Origin of the sequence: uncultured Sphingomonas sp. (assembly GCF_964244265.1) — a bacterium.
Taxonomy (GTDB): Bacteria; Pseudomonadota; Alphaproteobacteria; order Sphingomonadales; family Sphingomonadaceae; genus Sphingomonas.
This window is the reverse complement of record NZ_CAXTHV010000020.1, coordinates 18,456-35,227: the sequence shown is the minus strand read 5'-3', so window position 1 is coordinate 35,227 and position 16,772 is coordinate 18,456. Positions and strand designations below refer to the sequence as shown.

General features: G+C 66.3%; 14 protein-coding genes and 1 pseudogene. 6 read left to right on the top strand and 9 right to left on the bottom strand.

What is annotated here, in order from left to right; all coding sequences use genetic code 11:
• The first annotated feature begins 91 nt into the window (after positions 1 to 91).
• A complete protein-coding gene (gene solA / locus ACFE7K_RS09810; RefSeq protein WP_375398006.1) occupies positions 92 to 1,213 on the top strand; it encodes an N-methyl-L-tryptophan oxidase in 1,122 nt (373 codons plus the stop codon).
• A 121-nt stretch (positions 1,214 to 1,334) separates the two neighbouring features.
• Here solA and ACFE7K_RS09805 read toward each other — a convergent pair.
• Positions 1,335 to 1,580: pseudogene (locus tag ACFE7K_RS09805) on the bottom strand (integrase core domain-containing protein); the annotation flags it as partial.
• 234 nt (positions 1,581 to 1,814) lie between these two features.
• On the opposite strand from ACFE7K_RS09805, the gene ACFE7K_RS09800 reads away from it, so the two are divergent.
• From ACFE7K_RS09800 to ACFE7K_RS09785, 4 genes are all read left to right on the top strand, one after another.
• Positions 1,815 to 2,594, top strand: coding sequence for a hypothetical protein (locus ACFE7K_RS09800; protein ID WP_375398005.1), 780 nt, complete (start codon positions 1,815 to 1,817; stop codon positions 2,592 to 2,594).
• Between the two features lie 62 nt (positions 2,595 to 2,656).
• The gene (locus ACFE7K_RS09795; RefSeq protein ID WP_375398004.1) at positions 2,657 to 2,968 is read left to right on the top strand and encodes a hypothetical protein; all 312 of its coding nucleotides are present in this window, start codon (positions 2,657 to 2,659) and stop codon (positions 2,966 to 2,968) included.
• Positions 2,950 to 3,552: an ATP-binding cassette domain-containing protein gene (locus ACFE7K_RS09790; protein ID WP_375398003.1), complete on the top strand. Its 603-nt coding sequence runs from the start codon at positions 2,950 to 2,952 to the stop codon at positions 3,550 to 3,552. Before ACFE7K_RS09795 ends, ACFE7K_RS09790 begins: the two co-directional genes overlap by 19 nt.
• A 169-nt stretch (positions 3,553 to 3,721) precedes the next feature.
• Complete coding sequence (locus ACFE7K_RS09785; RefSeq protein ID WP_375398002.1) at positions 3,722 to 5,554, top strand: gamma-glutamyltransferase family protein; 1,833 nt, start codon at positions 3,722 to 3,724, stop codon at positions 5,552 to 5,554.
• 61 nt (positions 5,555 to 5,615) lie between these two features.
• Here the strand turns inward: ACFE7K_RS09785 and ACFE7K_RS09780 are convergent, their stop codons facing one another.
• The 4 genes from ACFE7K_RS09780 to ACFE7K_RS09765 form a co-directional block, all read right to left on the bottom strand.
• Entirely contained in the window at positions 5,616 to 7,553 is a 1,938-nt protein-coding gene (locus ACFE7K_RS09780; RefSeq protein ID WP_375398001.1) for a hypothetical protein, read from the bottom strand.
• Positions 7,550 to 9,082: an amidohydrolase family protein gene (locus ACFE7K_RS09775; protein ID WP_375398032.1), complete on the bottom strand. Its 1,533-nt coding sequence runs from the start codon at positions 9,080 to 9,082 to the stop codon at positions 7,550 to 7,552. The genes ACFE7K_RS09780 and ACFE7K_RS09775 overlap by 4 nt, the downstream gene beginning before the upstream one ends.
• A gap of 148 nt (positions 9,083 to 9,230) precedes the next feature.
• Positions 9,231 to 10,214, bottom strand: coding sequence for a Gfo/Idh/MocA family protein (locus ACFE7K_RS09770; RefSeq protein WP_375398000.1), 984 nt, complete (start codon positions 10,212 to 10,214; stop codon positions 9,231 to 9,233).
• Positions 10,211 to 11,173 (bottom strand): zinc-binding dehydrogenase, encoded by a 963-nt coding sequence (locus ACFE7K_RS09765; protein ID WP_375397999.1) that lies wholly within the window; start codon positions 11,171 to 11,173, stop codon positions 10,211 to 10,213. The genes ACFE7K_RS09770 and ACFE7K_RS09765 overlap by 4 nt, the downstream gene beginning before the upstream one ends.
• Positions 11,174 to 11,229: 56 nt before the next feature.
• Here ACFE7K_RS09765 and ACFE7K_RS09760 point away from each other — a divergent pair, with 56 nt between their 5' ends.
• Positions 11,230 to 13,128 carry an APC family permease gene (locus ACFE7K_RS09760; RefSeq protein ID WP_375397998.1) on the top strand — a complete coding sequence of 633 codons (1,899 nt, stop codon included), beginning with the start codon at positions 11,230 to 11,232 and terminating at the stop codon, positions 13,126 to 13,128.
• 10 nt (positions 13,129 to 13,138) lie between these two features.
• Here the strand turns inward: ACFE7K_RS09760 and ACFE7K_RS09755 are convergent, their stop codons facing one another.
• The 4 genes from ACFE7K_RS09755 to ACFE7K_RS09740 are packed head-to-tail and all read right to left on the bottom strand — an operon-like array spanning position 13,139 to position 16,556.
• Positions 13,139 to 14,242 (bottom strand): inositol-3-phosphate synthase, encoded by a 1,104-nt coding sequence (locus tag ACFE7K_RS09755; RefSeq protein WP_375397997.1) that lies wholly within the window; start codon positions 14,240 to 14,242, stop codon positions 13,139 to 13,141.
• Between the two features lie 12 nt (positions 14,243 to 14,254).
• Positions 14,255 to 15,172 (bottom strand): glycosyl hydrolase, encoded by a 918-nt coding sequence (locus ACFE7K_RS09750; protein WP_375397996.1) that lies wholly within the window; start codon positions 15,170 to 15,172, stop codon positions 14,255 to 14,257.
• On the bottom strand, positions 15,169 to 15,963 hold the full coding sequence (locus ACFE7K_RS09745; RefSeq protein ID WP_375397995.1) for a TIGR04290 family methyltransferase: 795 nt from the start codon (positions 15,961 to 15,963) through the stop codon (positions 15,169 to 15,171). The genes ACFE7K_RS09750 and ACFE7K_RS09745 overlap by 4 nt, the downstream gene beginning before the upstream one ends.
• The gene (locus ACFE7K_RS09740) at positions 15,960 to 16,556 is read right to left on the bottom strand and encodes a histidine phosphatase family protein (RefSeq protein ID WP_375397994.1); all 597 of its coding nucleotides are present in this window, start codon (positions 16,554 to 16,556) and stop codon (positions 15,960 to 15,962) included. The genes ACFE7K_RS09745 and ACFE7K_RS09740 overlap by 4 nt, the downstream gene beginning before the upstream one ends.
• Between the last annotated feature and the right edge of the window lie 216 nt (positions 16,557 to 16,772).

Below are 16,772 nucleotides of genomic sequence, written 5' to 3'. Positions count from 1 at the left end.
GCTGCGGGACACCCGAACTCCTCATCCAATCTGTGGCAATTATTTTAAACATGCTAATCCGGCAAGCCGGGATTGCACAAGGAGGGTTTGCGTGACGGACGTGATTGTCGTGGGCTTGGGCGCGGTAGGCAGCGCCACGCTCTACCAGCTGGCGCTCGCCGGGGTGCGGGCGATCGGCATCGACCGCTTCCATCCACCACACGACCGCGGCTCCAGCCACGGCGAGACCCGCATCACCCGCCAGGCGATCGGCGAGGGCGCGCAATATTCGCCGTACGCGCTGCGATCGCATGCGATCTGGCGCACGCTGGAGGCGGAGACGGGCGAACGACTGCTGCTCGAATGCGGCTTTCTCGGCGTCGACACGTCGGGCGGCTTGAGCGTGCTCCATGGCAAGCCCGGCTTCCTCGACACCACGATCGCGGCGGCCGAGCAGCACGGCATCGCGCACGAGCGGCTATCGCCTGCCGAGGCGCGCCGCCGCTTCCCGCAATTCGCCATCCCCGATGAAGCCCAGGTGTATCATGAGCCCGGCGGCGGCCTCGTCTTTCCCGAAGCCTGTATCCGCGCGCAACTCGGCCGGGCCGTGGCGCTGGGCGCCGAGCTTCATGTCGACGAGCAGGTTCTGACGCTTGAAGAGGACGCGGGCGGCGTGCGCGTGGTCACCACGCGAGGCGCCTATCAGGCCGCGCGCGCGGTGGTGACCGCAGGCGGCTGGACGCTGGGGCTGATCGGCGAGCGGCTCTCCCACCTCCGCCTGCTCCGCCAGGTGCTCCACTGGTTCGCGCCCGAAGACCCGGCGCGCTGGGATGCCGCGCGCACCCCGACCTATATCTGGACGCATGGCGCGGGGCCGGACGACAGCTTTTACGGCTTCCCGATGGTGCAGGGCCTGACACCTGGCGTGAAGGTCGCGACCGAGCAATATGCCGATGCCACCCCGCAGCCCGAGCTAATCGACCGGCAGGTCGCCCCGGCGGAAGTGACGACGATGTGGCGCGACCACGTCGCCGGTCGCCTCACCGGCGTGACGGCCACGGCGCTGAAGGGCACCGTCTGCTTCTACACGATGGCGCCCCACGGCGATTTCCTGATCGACGACCAGCCGGACGCCGGCCGCATCATGACCGTGTCGGCCTGCTCCGGGCACGGCTTCAAGCATTCGGCCGGATTGGGCGAAGCGATCGCGGCGAGGATCGAGGCGGCATCGTGACTAACGTATTGCGGGCGGTTGTGTCCGCCCTGCGCTGTGCAGGTGTCGGCGACCCAATCAGATGATGAGTGCGTGATCGAACTGAACCGCCCCGGGTTTGTCGGAGGCATTGGGTTGTGATTCACGCTGCCCTATCGATGTTGTCCGCGGCAGCATGATATTGATCTTCGGCTTCGGCAGGCGGGACGTTGCCGATGGTTCGGGCAGCCGGCGATGGTTGAACCAGTCGACCCATTCCAGCGTGGCGTACTCGACGGCTTCGAAGCTGCGCCACGGGCCACGCCTGTGGATGACCTGGGCCTTGTACAGGCCGTCGATCGCGCTCGGCCAAAGCGTTGTCGTGGCTGTCGCCGACGCTGCCGACTGACGATCATCGCTTGAAGGGGCGGTCGAGTTCATGATCATACCATCCGCACCCCCCGCTCGCGGACGTCAGGCGCAAACCTGTTCACTCGTCGTCTTGCTCGTCATCGCTCCACCTTCTCAGAAGTTGAAGCCTTCCGACAAACCCGGGGCGGTTCAAAATGGATCGAACAGCAAGCGCAACTAAATGCTCCATACTGGATAGGCTTCGCCAAAATCTTGCCACCCTTTCCGTTGAATGTTGTCGGTTGGCGTCGATCATTCGACCGAGCATGAGGGGAAACATTGTGAGCGAGATACTAATGATGACGGACGGCGTGCGTTCGAGGTGATTGATATTCAAGAATTAACGCTACTCGAAATCGACCTTGTCGCTGGCGGCAAGATGGTCGATCAGATCGATTGGAAGGCTGTGCAACACGTCTTGAACAGTAGAGTCAGGCCGCACACAATACGGCTGAAATTTGTTGGGGGGCTGCGGCGCTCGCTGCTGCCGGTGCATTGGCGCAGCTTGGGCTCGACATTCCGAACGATGTGCTGGCAGGCGCGCTTGACATTGCCGCGGGTGGCGTCGAGTTCAGTTCATGGGCGACAGGTCTGCTCGCAGACTGGGCCGGTTCATAACGACCTTTGGGACAGCTGGAGAGACGGGATGAATTCGCCAGTCGTCAGACTCTCGCTCTCCGGCTCCCGCACGTTTCCAAACCTGCTGTTGAGGCGCTCGCAGATCGGACGGATTTCGCTGATCGCGGGCGTTAGCTTCATGCTATCGCTCGTCACATTGATGATCGATATTTCGCCCCTCCGGCAATCGCTGATAATGATCAATCTCGGCACACTGGCCATCATCGTGGCGGGCATCTGCTGCTTCATAATCATGCGAGAGCGAACACAAGCGGTTGCGACAGGCGTAAAAGAGCACGAGATCGATCAGATAAAATCGCCATATCCGCTCCTTTTTATTGCACCCGCGGCAACCGTCATGCTGCTCGCAATTCATCGAATGATCAGCGGTTAGCTCACGTCATGATTGCGGTCTCAAGCGACACCTCATTCCATCAAGTGTAGGCGTTTTCGCGAGTGAACCAGGCCACGCTTTTCCGAACGGAAGCGGTCCAGCGCCGCAACGAACGCTTGCACGGGACTATCATCATCGCGACGCCGCTGGCTTGGCAGATCATCGGCTTTCTGATGCTGGGCAGTTTGGTCGGCACTGCGGCCTTCCTCAGCATCGCGTCCTACGCTCGCGTCGAGACGGTTTCGGGCGTTATCACCTTAGACAAAGGCGTCGCGACGATCTTGCCGTCGCGGGCGGGTGTTGTTCTGAACGTGTTGGTCAAAGAGGGGCAGAGAGTTAGGGGCTGCTTGATCCAGTGCGCGGCGACATCCTGATCGACGGCATTCCGCTCGCAGAATTTGGTATCAAGAATTTTCATGAGCAGATCGGCGCGGTGCTGCAGGATGACAGCCTCTTCGCCGGCACGCTTACAGACAACATAGCTCTATATGACCACGCGCCCGATGTGATCCGGTTGAAAGCCTCGACATCGATGGCCGAGCTGACTGACGACATAGCTACGATGCCAATGGGATATGACACCCTGATCGGCGATATGGGCTCAACGCTCTCGGGCGGCCAGCGGCAACGGCTATTACTATCCAGAGCGCTTTATCGCCGCCCGAAACTGCTGGTGATGGACGAGGGCACATCGCACCTCGATCGGCCCGAGAGCGTGCGATCAACGCCACCATCGGCGAGATGGATATCACAAGGGTCGTCATCGCTCAGCGCCGAGAAACCGTCGACGCCGCACGTCGCGTTCTCATCATGGAAGCCGGTATCACCCGCGAGGCGGAAAGAGAGCATTTCCCGCAATCATAATAGTTCGGCGCGACGGTCGCACGCTTCCTGGCCGAGGCGGCGCGACCGGTGCTGGAAAAGCCCTTTACCGCCGACAGCATCGCGCGCTTTTTAGGAGAGATAGACCAAATTATCGTAATGCAGCGATAAACGGCGTAAGTGGTTGACGACCCGCAGGCCACCCTTTCAAGCGCGGATGAGCGGCGTTCGGCGGTTTCGCGAAGATAGACCCTATCCATGACGAACAAGCCATGGTGTCATCGACCATGACATGGGAGACGCCAATGGATCGCAGGACCTTCATCACCGCCCTTCCCGCGACCACGATCGCGGCATCCTCTTTCGCGCAGGAAAGACCGGCGGCCCCCGCGGCGGATGCCGCCGCGCCCGCCGCGCGCTGGGTGGCAGGCGATGCGCGGTTCGTCCGCCGCGATGTCGGACCCGGCGACCGCCCGGTCGGAGCGAGCTTTGCGTCGCGTACCGCCGCTTATGGCCTGTCGGGTGCTGCGGGCAGCGCGCATCCGCTGGCGACGCAGGCCGGGATTGCAATCCTCCGGCGTGGCGGTTCCGCTGCCGATGCCGCGATCGCGATCAACGCCTGTCTCGGATTCCTTGAGCCGACTTCGTGCGGGATGGGCGGCGATTGCTTCGCGATGGTGTGGGATCCGAAGATGCGCAAGGTCGCCGGGCTTGCCGGATCGGGCGGAGCGCCGCACGCGCTGACGCTGGAGATCGCCCGATCGCGCGCGAAGAACGGCGCGTTGCCAGCACTCGGCGCGGTGTCGGTCTCGACGCCCGGCGCGGTCGACGCATGGTGGACGCTGCACAAAGGGTACGGCAAGCTGCCCTGGGCCGAGCTGTTCGACCCCGCCATCGCGCTCGCCGAGAACGGCGCGCCGGTGCCCGACATCATCGCCTGGTACATGCGCCGCAACCTGGAGGCGTTCCGTCGCCCCGGCACGGGCGTCGAGGAAACCGACAATGCGATGCGCACCTACGCACCCGGCGGCAAGCTGCCGGCCGCGGGCGGCGTGTTCCGCAACCCCGATCTTGCGCGCACCTATCGCATGGTGGCGCGAGGCGGCCGCGACGCCTTTTATGCCGGGCCGATCGCAAGGACGATCGATACGTATTTCAAGCGGATCGGCGGTTGGCTCTCCGCCGCCGACCTGGCGGCACATCACAGCGAATGGGTGACGCCTTATACGTCCGATTATCGCGGCACGACGGTGCATGCGCTGGGCGCGAACACGCAGGGCATCGCGACGTTGCAGATGCTCAACATCCTCGAGCATTTCAACCTGGCGGAGGCCGGCTTCCAGTCACCCCGCTCGATCCACTTGCAGGTCGAGGCCAAGCGGCTCTGCTTCGAGGATCGCGCGCGTTATTATGCCGACCCCCGTTTCGCAAAGGTGCCGGTCGAGTGGCTGGTGTCGAAGGACTATGCCGCCGAGCGCGCCAAGCTGATCCGGCCCGACCGCATTGCTACGGGCATTCGTCCCGGTGAGGCACCGAACCAGGGCGACACCACCTATTTCACGGCCGCCGACAAGGACGGGATGATGGTGTCGATGATCCAGTCGAACTTCCGCGGCATGGGCTCGGGGCTGGTCGCCGACGGGCTCGGCTTCATGTTCCAGGATCGCGGGCAGCTTTTCTCGCTGCGCGACGGCCACGCCAACATCTATGCGCCGGGCAAGCGGCCGTTCCAGACGATCATCCCCGGTTTTGCGACGCGCGGGCAGGAGCCATGGATGAGCTTCGGCGTGATGAGCGGCGACATGCAGCCGCAGGGGCAGACGCAGATCCTCGTCAACCGCATCGATTACGGGCTGGAGGTACAGTCGGCGGGCGATTCGCCCCGCTGGCACCATGAAGGATCGCCGCAATCGATGGGCGAGGACGTCGCCGGGCTGCCACCGACAGGCTTGTTGCGGCTGGAAAGCGGCGTCCCCGATCGGACCAGGGCCGCGCTGGCGGCGTTGGGCTGGACGATCGGATCACCCGATGGCGGCTTTGGCCGCTACCAGGCGATCGAGCATCGCCTGGACGGCCGCGACCGCGTCTATGCCGCGGCCAGCGAAATGCGCGCCGACGGCTGTGCCCTGGCCTATTGAAAGCCCCGCTCGCAGCCGTAGCGCGATGATTTCCCGGAACCAAGCGGCGCGGCCCGCCCGCCTATCGGCGATCGCGGTCCAGCCAGCGCGGACATTCCCGACCGTCGCGGCTCGTGCGGATGCGCAGCATCCACCATCCCGCGAAATAGGTCGGATCGTAGACGCTTTCGCACACGCCGCCGCAACGCGAGCTGGATTCCAGCACCCGCACAGCGCGCGAGCCATCCATCATGTTGCCGAGCTTCGTCGTCCCCGCAAAGATGACGACATGGCCATCACGGAGGAAAATGTCGCCTGCCCGCATCTCGGACAGGTGCCGAACTGGTTGCGGGCAACCATGGTCGGAGCCGCGTGGAACGCGATAGCGTTTGCCATTGCCGCCGACATAGAAAACGGGTTTCATCATGGTGCCGGTCGAGCGGACGCCGATCGCATAGACCTTGGCCAGCAAGGCCGAACAATCGATACCCAGGGGGTAGTTGCCGGCGGCTTGCGGCCATTCCATGCCTTCGCGGATATGGCCGATCGGCGGCGGGTTTGCGGCAGTGCCGGCATATCCGGCCGCCAGGCGCGCGAGGAAGGTGTCGGCAAGGTCGATCCCGCCGATCGAATAGGGTATGCCGCGCATGATCATGCCGGGCGCGACGCCGACCAGCTGGCGCGGCCGCATCCAGTTGGCGCCGCCTTGACGGTCGATCCTGTCGACGACCGGGCCGGAAAAAGCCGGGCCGATGCCCAGCGCGCCGCTCTGGTTCGCGCCGACCGTACAGCGATCGGCGCCCCCACAGGGCCGCGTCAGGGCACCGGCGGGGTACATCCAGGAAAAGGCGATTTGCCGGCGCACGAGCGAACGGGCGGCCGTGAACCATCGCCGGCGTGAGACGTCACTGAACGGGACGCGGCCGCCATCCTCGACTTCTTCGGCGTCATCCGCATCCTGCCGGTCGGTCGGGGAGGCACCAGGCGAGACCAGCCGCACGACGCGACGCCCGGCCGGCGGCAGGCCGGTAATGTCATAGCCGCGCAGAGCAAACTGCCGGTTGCCCGGCGACGCGCTGTCCGACACCATCAGCCAGAGCATATCCATACCCTTGGCCGAGGTCGCGGCGACATAATCGAACCCCGGCTTGCCCAGCAGCGACGACGCGGCAAATGGCGCGCCGGCCAGCAAAGGTGGACTGGTCGCGCTCTCCAGGCGCAGCACGGCGATCGGCGCGCCCCCCCTGGCCCCGACGACTCCGACATAATGCGACGCGCTTACCCGCCCGCCCTGGGGACTGCCGGCACCACCGGCGGAACCAAGAGGATAATCGTCGACCTCGCTCCACCAGACCAGGGTTCGGCCGTTCGAGAGGCGGCCGGCATCGCGGGCGGCATAGATTTCGGCGCGTATGCCACCTTGCGGCCGCAGCCGCGCGTGCACGCCATTGTTCATCCGAAAGAGCGCGACGGACCCCGGATGCTCTCCCCCGATCCAGCGTATCCGGGGAGCGCCGCGCCTACGCGCCTCGTAGCGTCTGACCGGAAAGGTGCAGGCGGCGCCGTCCGCCATGGTATCAAGCGCCGCCGCGGTAATCGTCATCTGGGTACGCGGCCGGAAATCATATCCCCGCCCGGGGTTCGGGCCATAGGGCTCGGCCACCAGCCGGATACCATGGCGCAACCGCTCGGCGCGCCAAGGCGAAAATGATCGTACAAACCGGCAGGCATGCGGTGCGGAAACCGGGGCGGCGGGGTCGTATCGCCTGATCTCGGCGGCCCAGGGATCGACCACCACCAGATAGCGCCCGACAACGATGAGGTTGCTCGGCCCGGAGCCATCGGCGACGTCACGGATGGGCATGCGCACGCTTGACTGTATCGGCCGTTCGCCTGACCCGAAATCTTGCGCGGGCGTCGCGGCGGCGGACACGATCCAGCCCATCAGCGCCAGGAAGGAAACGATGGCGGCGGCGCCGCCCGACCGTCCAGCCAGCGCACGGCGGGAGCCAACCGTCACGGGCATGTGCCTGGCATGGGCTTGTGGGGCAGGGCCCGGCCCGCCGCGCGGTTGGTCAGCGCGCCGTTGTCGACCGCCAGCTGGCCGTTGACGACGACCGTCCTCACGCCGACCGCCGGCAGGGTCGGCTGCCGATAGGTCGCCCGTGCGGCGTAAAGATCGGGATCGAACACGACGACATCGGCATAGCCGCCGACACGCAGGCGACCGCGATCGCCCAGTCCGAACGTGTCGGCTGTCAAGGCGGTGCTGCGCTCGATGAACTGCCTCAGCGTTATCAAATGCTTCTCGCGCACATAGACCGCATATTTACGGGCAAAGGTGCCGAACACGCGGGGGTGGCCGGGCGACGCATCGGATCCGGTCATCACCCAGGGCTGCGTCATGAACGTGGCGATGTCGGCTTCGCCCTGATTGAACGAGATGACCGCGGGATCGCCCGCCCTGATCAGCGCGATCGCGACCGTCACAGGATCGCCCCGATATTGCAGCGCGATCTCGCCCAGCGTACGATCCCGGTCGGGCAGCAGCAGGCGTTCCGCCCCGCCCCGCCGGCGCAGATTTTCCGTCATTTCCGGCTTGATCCGGGCGAGCGTCGCGGGATCGTCGAAACGGGCGATCAGCGCCGCCCTGCCGCCGTCCTGCGCCCATGGCGGGACCAGCGAGGCGACCAGGCTCGTGCCCGACGCCAGCCATGGATATTGATCGGCGGTGACCGCCTCGCCCGCGCGCCGGGCCGCCTCGATCTTTGCCACGATCGTGGGGGCCTGGCCCTGCACATCGACGCCCAGCGCCTTGATATGGGAGATATGCACCGGGATCGCGGCCTCGCGGCCGATCCTGATCGCCTCGTCGATCGCCGCGGCGAGACCGACGGTGTAGTTCGATTCGTCGCGGATGTGACTGTCATAGACGCCGCCGCGTATCGCCGCCTCGCGGGCGAGCGCCACCACCTCGTCGGTCTTGGCAAAGCTCTGCGGCGCATAGAACAGACCCGTGGACAGCCCCAGCGCGCCCTGGCACATGGCGCCGGCGACCAGCGCCCGCATGCGGGCGAGTTCGCTGGCGGTCGGCGCGCGATCGGCCTCGCCGATCACTTGCTCGCGGATTGCGCCGAACCCGGCATAGGCGGCAAAGTTGATGCCGACCGGCTTGTCCTTCACCGAACCCAATACCCTGGCCAGATCGGGATCGCCGCCGCCGTCATTGCCGATAAAGGCGGTGGTGACTCCCTGCAGCAGGAAAGCTGCGACCAGCCGGTCCCGGGGAACGTCCGATGCCAGGTCCGTGCCCATGTGGGTGTGCGGGTCGATGAACCCCGGCGCGACGATCATGCCGCGGGCGTCGATGATGCGCTTTGCCGGATCGTTCAGGCGGGGACCGATCGCGACGATCCGGTCGCCGACGATCTCGACGTCGCCGACGAACGGCGCATCGCTGCCCCGATAGATCGTCCCGCCGCGAATGATCAGGTCGGCGACCGGGCGCGCCGCGATCGAGGCGGGCGTCACCCAGAGGATGGCGGCCAGCGCCGCCAAAAAGGACAGGGGTCGTCTTGGAATGTTACTCAAGAATCGTCCAACCCTGCTGCCGCCGGCCAATGAGCTATGCCATAGCTTGCTTATCGCACAGTCGCCAACGTGCCGCCTATATTCCGGGCGAAAGATCCCGGAGATATCATCCCGCCGTGGCGTAGATCGCGTCGATTGCGACAGCGACCGGCACGAAGTGTTCGGCCGACGCGTCGAACGCCTGGTCGTGCGCAAGCCGGATCGCCCAGTCGGCGGCGGCGCGGCCGCCCCAATCCTCCGGCGGCTCAGCGATCGTCTCGGCGGCGGTGCCTGCGAAGCGTTCGGCGCGGAGGTCGTAGAACGATCCGCCCACATTGCGCAGGCTCGCGCCGCCGCCAGTCCCATAGAAACTTGCCTCGATCACCGCGTCGCGCCCCGCGTTCAACCGCCACGAGCAGGCCAGCCGTACATCGACCGTGCCGCCGAGCAGGAAGCGGGCGCTGGCATAATCCTCGACCCCGTCCGCCCGGAGCGGTGCGCCGCTCGCGAACAGCGCGGCGGACACATTGCTGACCGCTGGGAAGTCGAGCGTCCACAAGGCGAGATCGACGAGGTGGACGCCGAGATCGATGAGGCACCCGCCCCCGGACTGCGCGCGATCGTAGAACCACGGTTTGTCCGGACCATAGGCATTGTGGAAGACCAGATCGATGGCGAATACCTTGCCCAATGCCCCGGAGCGCGTCAGCTCGGCGATGCGCTGCATGCCCCGGCTATGTCGGTAGGAGAGGTCCACCCCCAGCAGCCGGTCCGCTTTGCGTGCCGCATCGACCACCGTCCTGGTTTCCGCGGCGCTGCGCCCCAGTGGCTTCTGGCAGAACACCGCCATGCCGCGGTCGAGCGCCTGGACCGCCTGATCGGCATGGTCCGCGCTGGGGGTGGCGATGACGATGCCGTCGAGATCAAGGGCCAGCATCGCCTTCAGCGAGGGCAGGCGAGCCGCCTGGGGGGCGAGCGCCGCCGCTTCGTCTGCACATGCCGGCGCGGGGTCGCAGATCGCCGCGGCCTCGACCGCCCCGGTCGCCAGCATCGCCGCCATCCGGTGCCGGCCGATCCAGCCGGTGCCGAGGAAGCCAAGCCGCGGCTTCATGGGAACAGCACCAGCGCCTTCACGAAGTCGCCGGGCTTGTCACGGGTCGCGTCGAGGGCCTCGCCCAGCCGATCAAGCGGATAGCGGTGGGTATATAAAGGATCGGGATCAAGCCGCCCGCTCGCGACCGCTTCGACCGCCTCGCGGATGCCGCGCATCGCTACTGCGAAATCGCGCTCATGGGCGTTGATGACGTCGATGCCTTTCCAGTTCCACATCTGCATGTTGACCTGCCGCGGCCCGTCCTGGTGATAGCCCGCGACGATCAACGCGCCGCCTTCCCCGACCAGTTCGCCCGCCAGGTCGAGCGGCCATTGCTTACCGACCGCCTCGATCACGCGCTCGCACAGCACGCCGCCGGTCAGCGCCGCGACCTGTTCGAGGATGGCATGATGATTGTCCATGACGATCGTTTCCGCCGCCCCGAACCGCCGCGCCAGGTCGAGCGAGGATTGCCGCCGCGAGACGGCGATCACCCGCGCGCCGGCATCGCTCGCCAGGCGGGTGAGGATCGCCCCCAGGAAACCGATGCCGATGATCGCCACCGCCTGGCCGGGCGCGATCCGGCTGCGGCGGAAGATGTTCATCGCGCACCCCAGGGGCTCGCCCGGAAAGGGCTTGCCGGCCAGGCTGTCGGGCAGTTTGGCCACCGCATCGGCGCGGGCGATGTCATAGGCGGCAAAGCTGCGATAGGACAAAGCGGCCACGCGATCCCCGACCGCCAGGCCCGTCACATCCGGTCCGATCGCGTCGACCAGGCCCCAGCCTTCGTGCCCCAGGCCGCCGGGGTCGCCGGGATAATCGATCCAGTCATTGCCGGCCCATGGCTCCAGGTTGGACGCGCACACGCCGCACCCTTCCAGCTTTACCCGTATCTCGCCGGGGCCGGGGTCGGGCACCGGCACGCGCGTCACGTCGATCCGTCCGGGAGCCGCCAGGATCGCGGCCGGCATGGTCATGGCCGCCCTCCCACGCGGTGCCACGCGGCACCAAGCGCCACCTTGTTGGTTGGGCGATGGCCATGACGCTGATCGACATCCTGCTCGGCCGCCGCCTCGCCAATCGCGAGCAGGGCGACCAAAAGATCGGCTGGTTTGCCGGCGTCCCGGCAATGGGGCTCGACGGCCTGGGATCGTCCTCTTATGGACCCGAGGCGGCGCTCACCGTCCTCATTCCGCTCGGCGCGATACGCCTGGCATGGATCGGCTGGGTGATCGCGCCGATCGTCGCCCTGCTCGCGATCCTGTACCTGTCGTACCGCCAGACGATCAGGGCGTATCCGTCGAACGGCGGCGCCTATACCGTCGCCCGGGAAAATCTCGGCGCGACCGCCTCGCTGCTCGCCGCGGCCGCGCTGATGATCGACTATGTGCTCAATGTGGCGGTGGGCATTTCGGCGGGGGTCGGCGCGCTCACCTCGTCGCTGCCCGCGCTCCAGCCGTGGACGCTGGAGCTGTGCCTCGGCATCCTCGCGGTCGTGGCGCTGGCGAACCTGCGCGGCACGCGCGAAGCGGGGTGGCTGTTCGCGGTGCCGACCTACCTTTTCCTGCTCAGCTTCATGGGCCTGGTCGGCTGGGGCCTGGTCCGGATGATCGCGGCCGGCGGGCATCCCGATCCCGTCATTGCCCCGCCGGCGATTAAGCACGGCGTGGAAGCGGCAAGCCTGTGGCTGTTGCTGCGCGCCTTCGCCGCGGGCTGCACCGCGATGACGGGGGTGGAGGCGGTCTCCAACGGCGTCGGCGCGTTCCGCGAGCCGGTGGTGCGCGAGGCGCACCGCACGCTCACGGTGATCTGCGTAACGCTCGGGTTGCTGCTCGCGGGCATTGCGGTGGTGGCCCAAGGCTATCGCCTGGGCGCCATGGACCAGACCACGCCGGGCTATCAGAGCGTCCTGTCGCAGCTGACCGGGGCGATCGCCGGGCACGGCGCGCTCTATTACGTCGCGATGGCGAGCGTGCTGGCGGTGCTGTGCCTGTCGGCCAATACCAGCTTCGTCGGCTTTCCGCGGATCTGCCGGCTGGTCGCGCTCGACGGATACCTGCCGCGCGGCTTTGCGGTCGCCGACCGGCGGCTGGTCTTTTCGGTGGGCGTCGTGTTCCTGACGGTGACCGCGGGAATGTTGCTGCTCGCGTTTGGCGGCATCACCGACCGGCTGATCCCGCTGTTCGCGGTCGGTGCGTTCCTGACCTTCACGGTCAGCCAAATTGGCATGGTCGTGCACTGGCACAAGCAGGGGCCGCGCAAGCAGGAGGGGCGTAACGCCGGCCGGCTCGCGATCAATGCCTTGGGCGCGGTAACGACCGCGGTCGCGCTGGGGGTCATCCTCGCCGCGAAATTTGTGGAAGGCGCGTGGATCGTGGTGCTGGCGGTGCCCGCGATCATGGCGCTGCTGGTCGCGATCCATCTTTATTACACCCGGCTGAGCGAACGAATGGCGGCCCGGCAACCGTTCAGCATCGACGAGACCGACGCCCCCACCGTGCTCGTCACCTATGAAGAGCGCAACCGCCTGACCGATCGGGCCTTGCGCTTTGCGATGACGTTGTCGCCCGACGTGTTGGCGGTACACCTGCTGCGGCTCGGCGGGCCGGAACAGGAGGAGGACGTTCGGGCGATCCATGCCCGATTCGACGAAGAGGTCGCGGCACCCCTCATCGCCGCCGGTCGCGCGCCGCCGCGGCTGGTGCTCGTTCCCGCGCCCTATCGCGAGATCGAAGGGCCATTGCTGGAGCTGGTGGACCGGATCGACAACGATACGCCGGGCCGATCGGTCGCGATCCTGATTCCGGAATTGGTGCTGCGCCACTGGTGGCAGCGACTGCTTCACAGCCGTCGCTCCGCCAAACTGCGCAATGCGCTGCTCGCGCATGCCGGGCCGCGGCTGATGGTCATCAGCTCGCCATGGCGGAGTTGAACCCACCCAGCTAACCCGCGATAAACGCTTCGAGCGCGGCATAGGCCGCGTCGTCGGTCATCTGTTCGGGCGGGTGCTTGCAGAAATAGGCGGCGGCCGGGTGGATCGGCCCGCCCAGTCCGCGGTCGCGCGCCAGCTTGGCACAACGGATCATGTCGATCGCGACACCCGCCGAATTGGGGCTGTCCTCGACCGACAGGCGCAATTCAAGGTTCATCGGCACGCCGCCGAACAATTGCCCCTCCATTCGCAGGAAACAGACCTTGTTGTCGTTCTGCCACGCGACATAGTCGCTGGGGCCGACATGGATGTTGTCGTCGTCGATGCGGGTCGCGGCGACCGACTGCACGGCCTCGGTCTTCGATTCCTTCTTGGCGGCCAGGCGCGTACGGTTGAGCATGTTGAGGAAGTCGGTGTTGCCGCCCGTGTTCAACTGATAAGTCCGGTCGAGTTTTACCCCGCGCTTGGCGAACAGGTCGGTCAGCACACGGTGGACGATCGTCGCGCCAAGCTGCGCCTTGATGTCGTCGCCGATGATCGGCACCCCGGCATCGCGGAACCGCGCCGCCCATGCCGGATCGCTGGCGATGAACACGGGGATGTTGTTGACGAACGCCACCCCGGCCTCCAGCGCGCATTCGGCATAGAATTCGGTCGCCTTCTGCGATCCGACCGGCAGATAGTTGACCAGCACGTCGGCCGCGGTATCGCGCAATACCGACACGATTTCGTCCCGACTGGGCTCGACGGCGGGGTCGATCAGGAACGTGCGGTCGTCGGGATAGTCAGCCATGTGTTCGGCCACGCCGTCGAGCACATGGCCCATGCGCACCGTCGTGCCGGTCGCCTCGACCTGGGGGCAGAAGATGGCGGTGCAATTCGGCCGGGCAAAGATCGCCTCGGTCACATCCCGCCCGACCTTGCGCGCATCGATGTCCCAGGCCGCCACCACCCTGATGTCGCTAGGGCGATAGCCGCCCAATTCCCAGTGCATCAGGCCGACGGCGTCGTTCGCACCGACGCGGTAATGCTCCAGCCCCTGCACGAGCGAACTCGCGCAATTGCCGATGCCGACGACCGCGATGTTGATGCCGCGCTGTTGTGGTGACAACATTGGGGGCTCCTTTCAGGCGGTGGCGTGACGCGGCAGCGCGGCGGTCGGCGCGTAGCGCTCGATCATCGCGCCGCAGAAATCGGCAAAGGCCTGCGGCTCGCGCGCGGCGCTGGTATGGTGGGGCGCAACGCCGAGATGCTCGGGCGTGAAGCAGAAGGTGAGCGTCACGTCGAAATCGGCGAGCGCCGTCATCTGCCGGTCGAACCAGTCGGTCGCGTTTGGCCTGAAGCTGTCGGCCCAGGACAGGCCGGTGCGCAGGCGCCGGGTGCCGAGCCGCTTCATCAAGGCGACGGCATCGTCGAGCCGCGGATCCTCGAAATGGAACCATTGCATCAGCCCCATCTCGCCCGCGACCCTGGCGTAATCGTCGAGCGCGGGCTTGGGCGCGCCGTCCTCGCGGATCAGCCCCATGTAGAAATGGCGGTAATAGCTCGACCCCTCCGCCTCGCGGTGGCGGGTTTCGGCGCCCCATGCCATCGGCAGGTCGTAGAGCGAATACCAGAAGATCCGTGGCACGCGTCCGATCAGCAGTTCGGCCGTGCGGTTGATGCCGAACACCTGCACCTCCTCCGCGCCGAACGAGCCCACGCCGACCTCGGTCACCCAGACGGGCTTGTCCGTCACTGCCTCGATCTCGGCGATCTTGTCGGGCCAGGCGTGGATCGGCCATAGATTCCAGTCGAGCGGAAATCCGTGGACGGCGACCGCGTCAACAGCGTCCAGCGCGCCGTGCCGCTCGATCCGCTGCAACCAATGCGCGTCGATCGGCGACATGCCGCCCAGCACGCGCGTGACGGCGGAATTGGCGCCGCCGATCGCGACGCCGGAGCGGACGACCATGTCGGCATAGATCGACCAGTCCGGGTCGATCTCCGGGTCCCAATGCGACTTGTTGTTGGGCTCGTTCCAGATCATCGCCGCTTCGATCACCCGCCAATTCCCCGCGCTGGATAAACCGAGGTCGCGCCGCCCCAATCCGCATACGGAACGGGCGCCGCGCGGCAGAGATACACCTCGGCCTCCAGCTGCGCCTCGATCGTGAATCCTGTCGCACGCAGCATCGCCTGGCTGCACGCCGCGTTCGGCGCCCACCAATTGGTCCAGTCGCCGGCGAACCGCCGTTCGATGAAATGCAGCTTCGGATAGCCGGGATCGTCGAAATAGGTCGGCGGGTCGAAGGTGCCGGGAAGGTGGAACGGATGGTCCTCCGGCACCGCCGCCACCGCATCCGCGCCCTGCTGCATCGTCTGGAACAGCAGCATGTCCCCCGCGACATGCTCGCGGATCAGGTCGAGCGCGAGCAGCGGATGGCGCAGATGATATAATACGCCCATGAAGATCACGATATCGAACCGCTTGCCGAGCGCGCCCACGTCATAGACCGAGAGATTGCGGAACTCGACGCGGTCAAACCCCAGCGCATCCGCGGCGAGTCGGGCCTGCGCCAGATAGCGGTCGTCGCTGTCGATGCCGACCACCCGATCCGCCCCGCGCCGCATCATCTCCAGCGCATAGAAGCCCGCATTGCAGCCGATGTCGAGCACGCTTCTGCCGGACATGTCGGTGGGTAGCGCCGGTTCGAAGCGGCGGAACTTGAAACCGGGATAGTCGCCGAGGAAATGATCGGGCGCGGTCCACAGCCCGCCGCCCAGGTCCATGTTGTGGAACCACGGCCCCAGTTCAGCGACGCGTTCGCGCAGCGAGTCCTCCCGCGCGCTCACGACACGACCGTGTTGATCGACAGGACCCGCCCCCCCCCGTCGCCGACCTCCAGCCGGCTGACCGAGGCGGGATCGACATCGAACCGCAGCATGTGGTCGAGCGGCAGCGACAGGTAATGCGCGATCGCCGCGCGCAGCAGGTCGCAATGGCTGACGATCGCGATCGCCTGTTCGGGGAACAATCGTGCCGCCGCCTCGATATGCGCCACGATCCGCGTCTGGGCATCGGCCATCGTCTCGCCATCGGCGGCACGCGCCGAACCGCGCGCCTGGTTCCAGGCCGACCAGCCGGGTTCCTCGTCCAGTTCGGCGAAGCCCCGGCCCGTCCATTGGCCGAAATCGATCTCGTCCAGCGCGTCCACGACGACCGGCGACAGGCCGCGCCCCGCGGCGATGGCCCGGGCGGTCTCGACCGCCCGCTGGACGGGACTGGTATGGATCGCGGCAAAGCGCAGCGGTGCCAGCGTTGCGGACAGGGTCCGCGCCTGGGTCAAGCCGGCCTCGCTCAACGCGATGCCGGGCAAACGTCCCGACAGCGTGTGGCCGAGATGTCCGTGCGCGGCATGGCGAATCAGGAAGATCGTGGCGGTCAACGGCGGGTGCGGCTCCATGGCGCTGCCCGACGGCAACAGGATTGTTACGCCACCAACCCTATGGCTGCCCGGGAGGTTCCACATAGAAGCAGCAAAGATGTAATAAAACCCAAGGAACCTAGAAGATGAAGAAGCATTGTGCTTTACTGCGCGACCGCCCGATGCGGCGTGCGGGGGAATGACGATGCATGTCATTGATCTGGATCAGGTAAATAT

Excerpts from the sequence above, each read along its gene's own strand:
- ACFE7K_RS09800 (WP_375398005.1), top strand. The coding sequence starts at position 1,815 with ATGTTGTCGGTTGGCGTCGATCATTCGACCGAGCATGAGGGGAAACAT.
- ACFE7K_RS09785 (WP_375398002.1), top strand. The coding sequence starts at position 3,722 with ATGGATCGCAGGACCTTCATCACCGCCCTTCCCGCGACCACGATCGCG.
- ACFE7K_RS09770 (WP_375398000.1), bottom strand. The coding sequence starts at position 10,214 with ATGAAGCCGCGGCTTGGCTTCCTCGGCACCGGCTGGATCGGCCGGCAC.
- ACFE7K_RS09765 (WP_375397999.1), bottom strand. The coding sequence starts at position 11,173 with ATGACCATGCCGGCCGCGATCCTGGCGGCTCCCGGACGGATCGACGTG.
- ACFE7K_RS09760 (WP_375397998.1), top strand. The coding sequence starts at position 11,230 with ATGGCCATGACGCTGATCGACATCCTGCTCGGCCGCCGCCTCGCCAAT.
- ACFE7K_RS09755 (WP_375397997.1), bottom strand. The coding sequence starts at position 14,242 with ATGTTGTCACCACAACAGCGCGGCATCAACATCGCGGTCGTCGGCATC.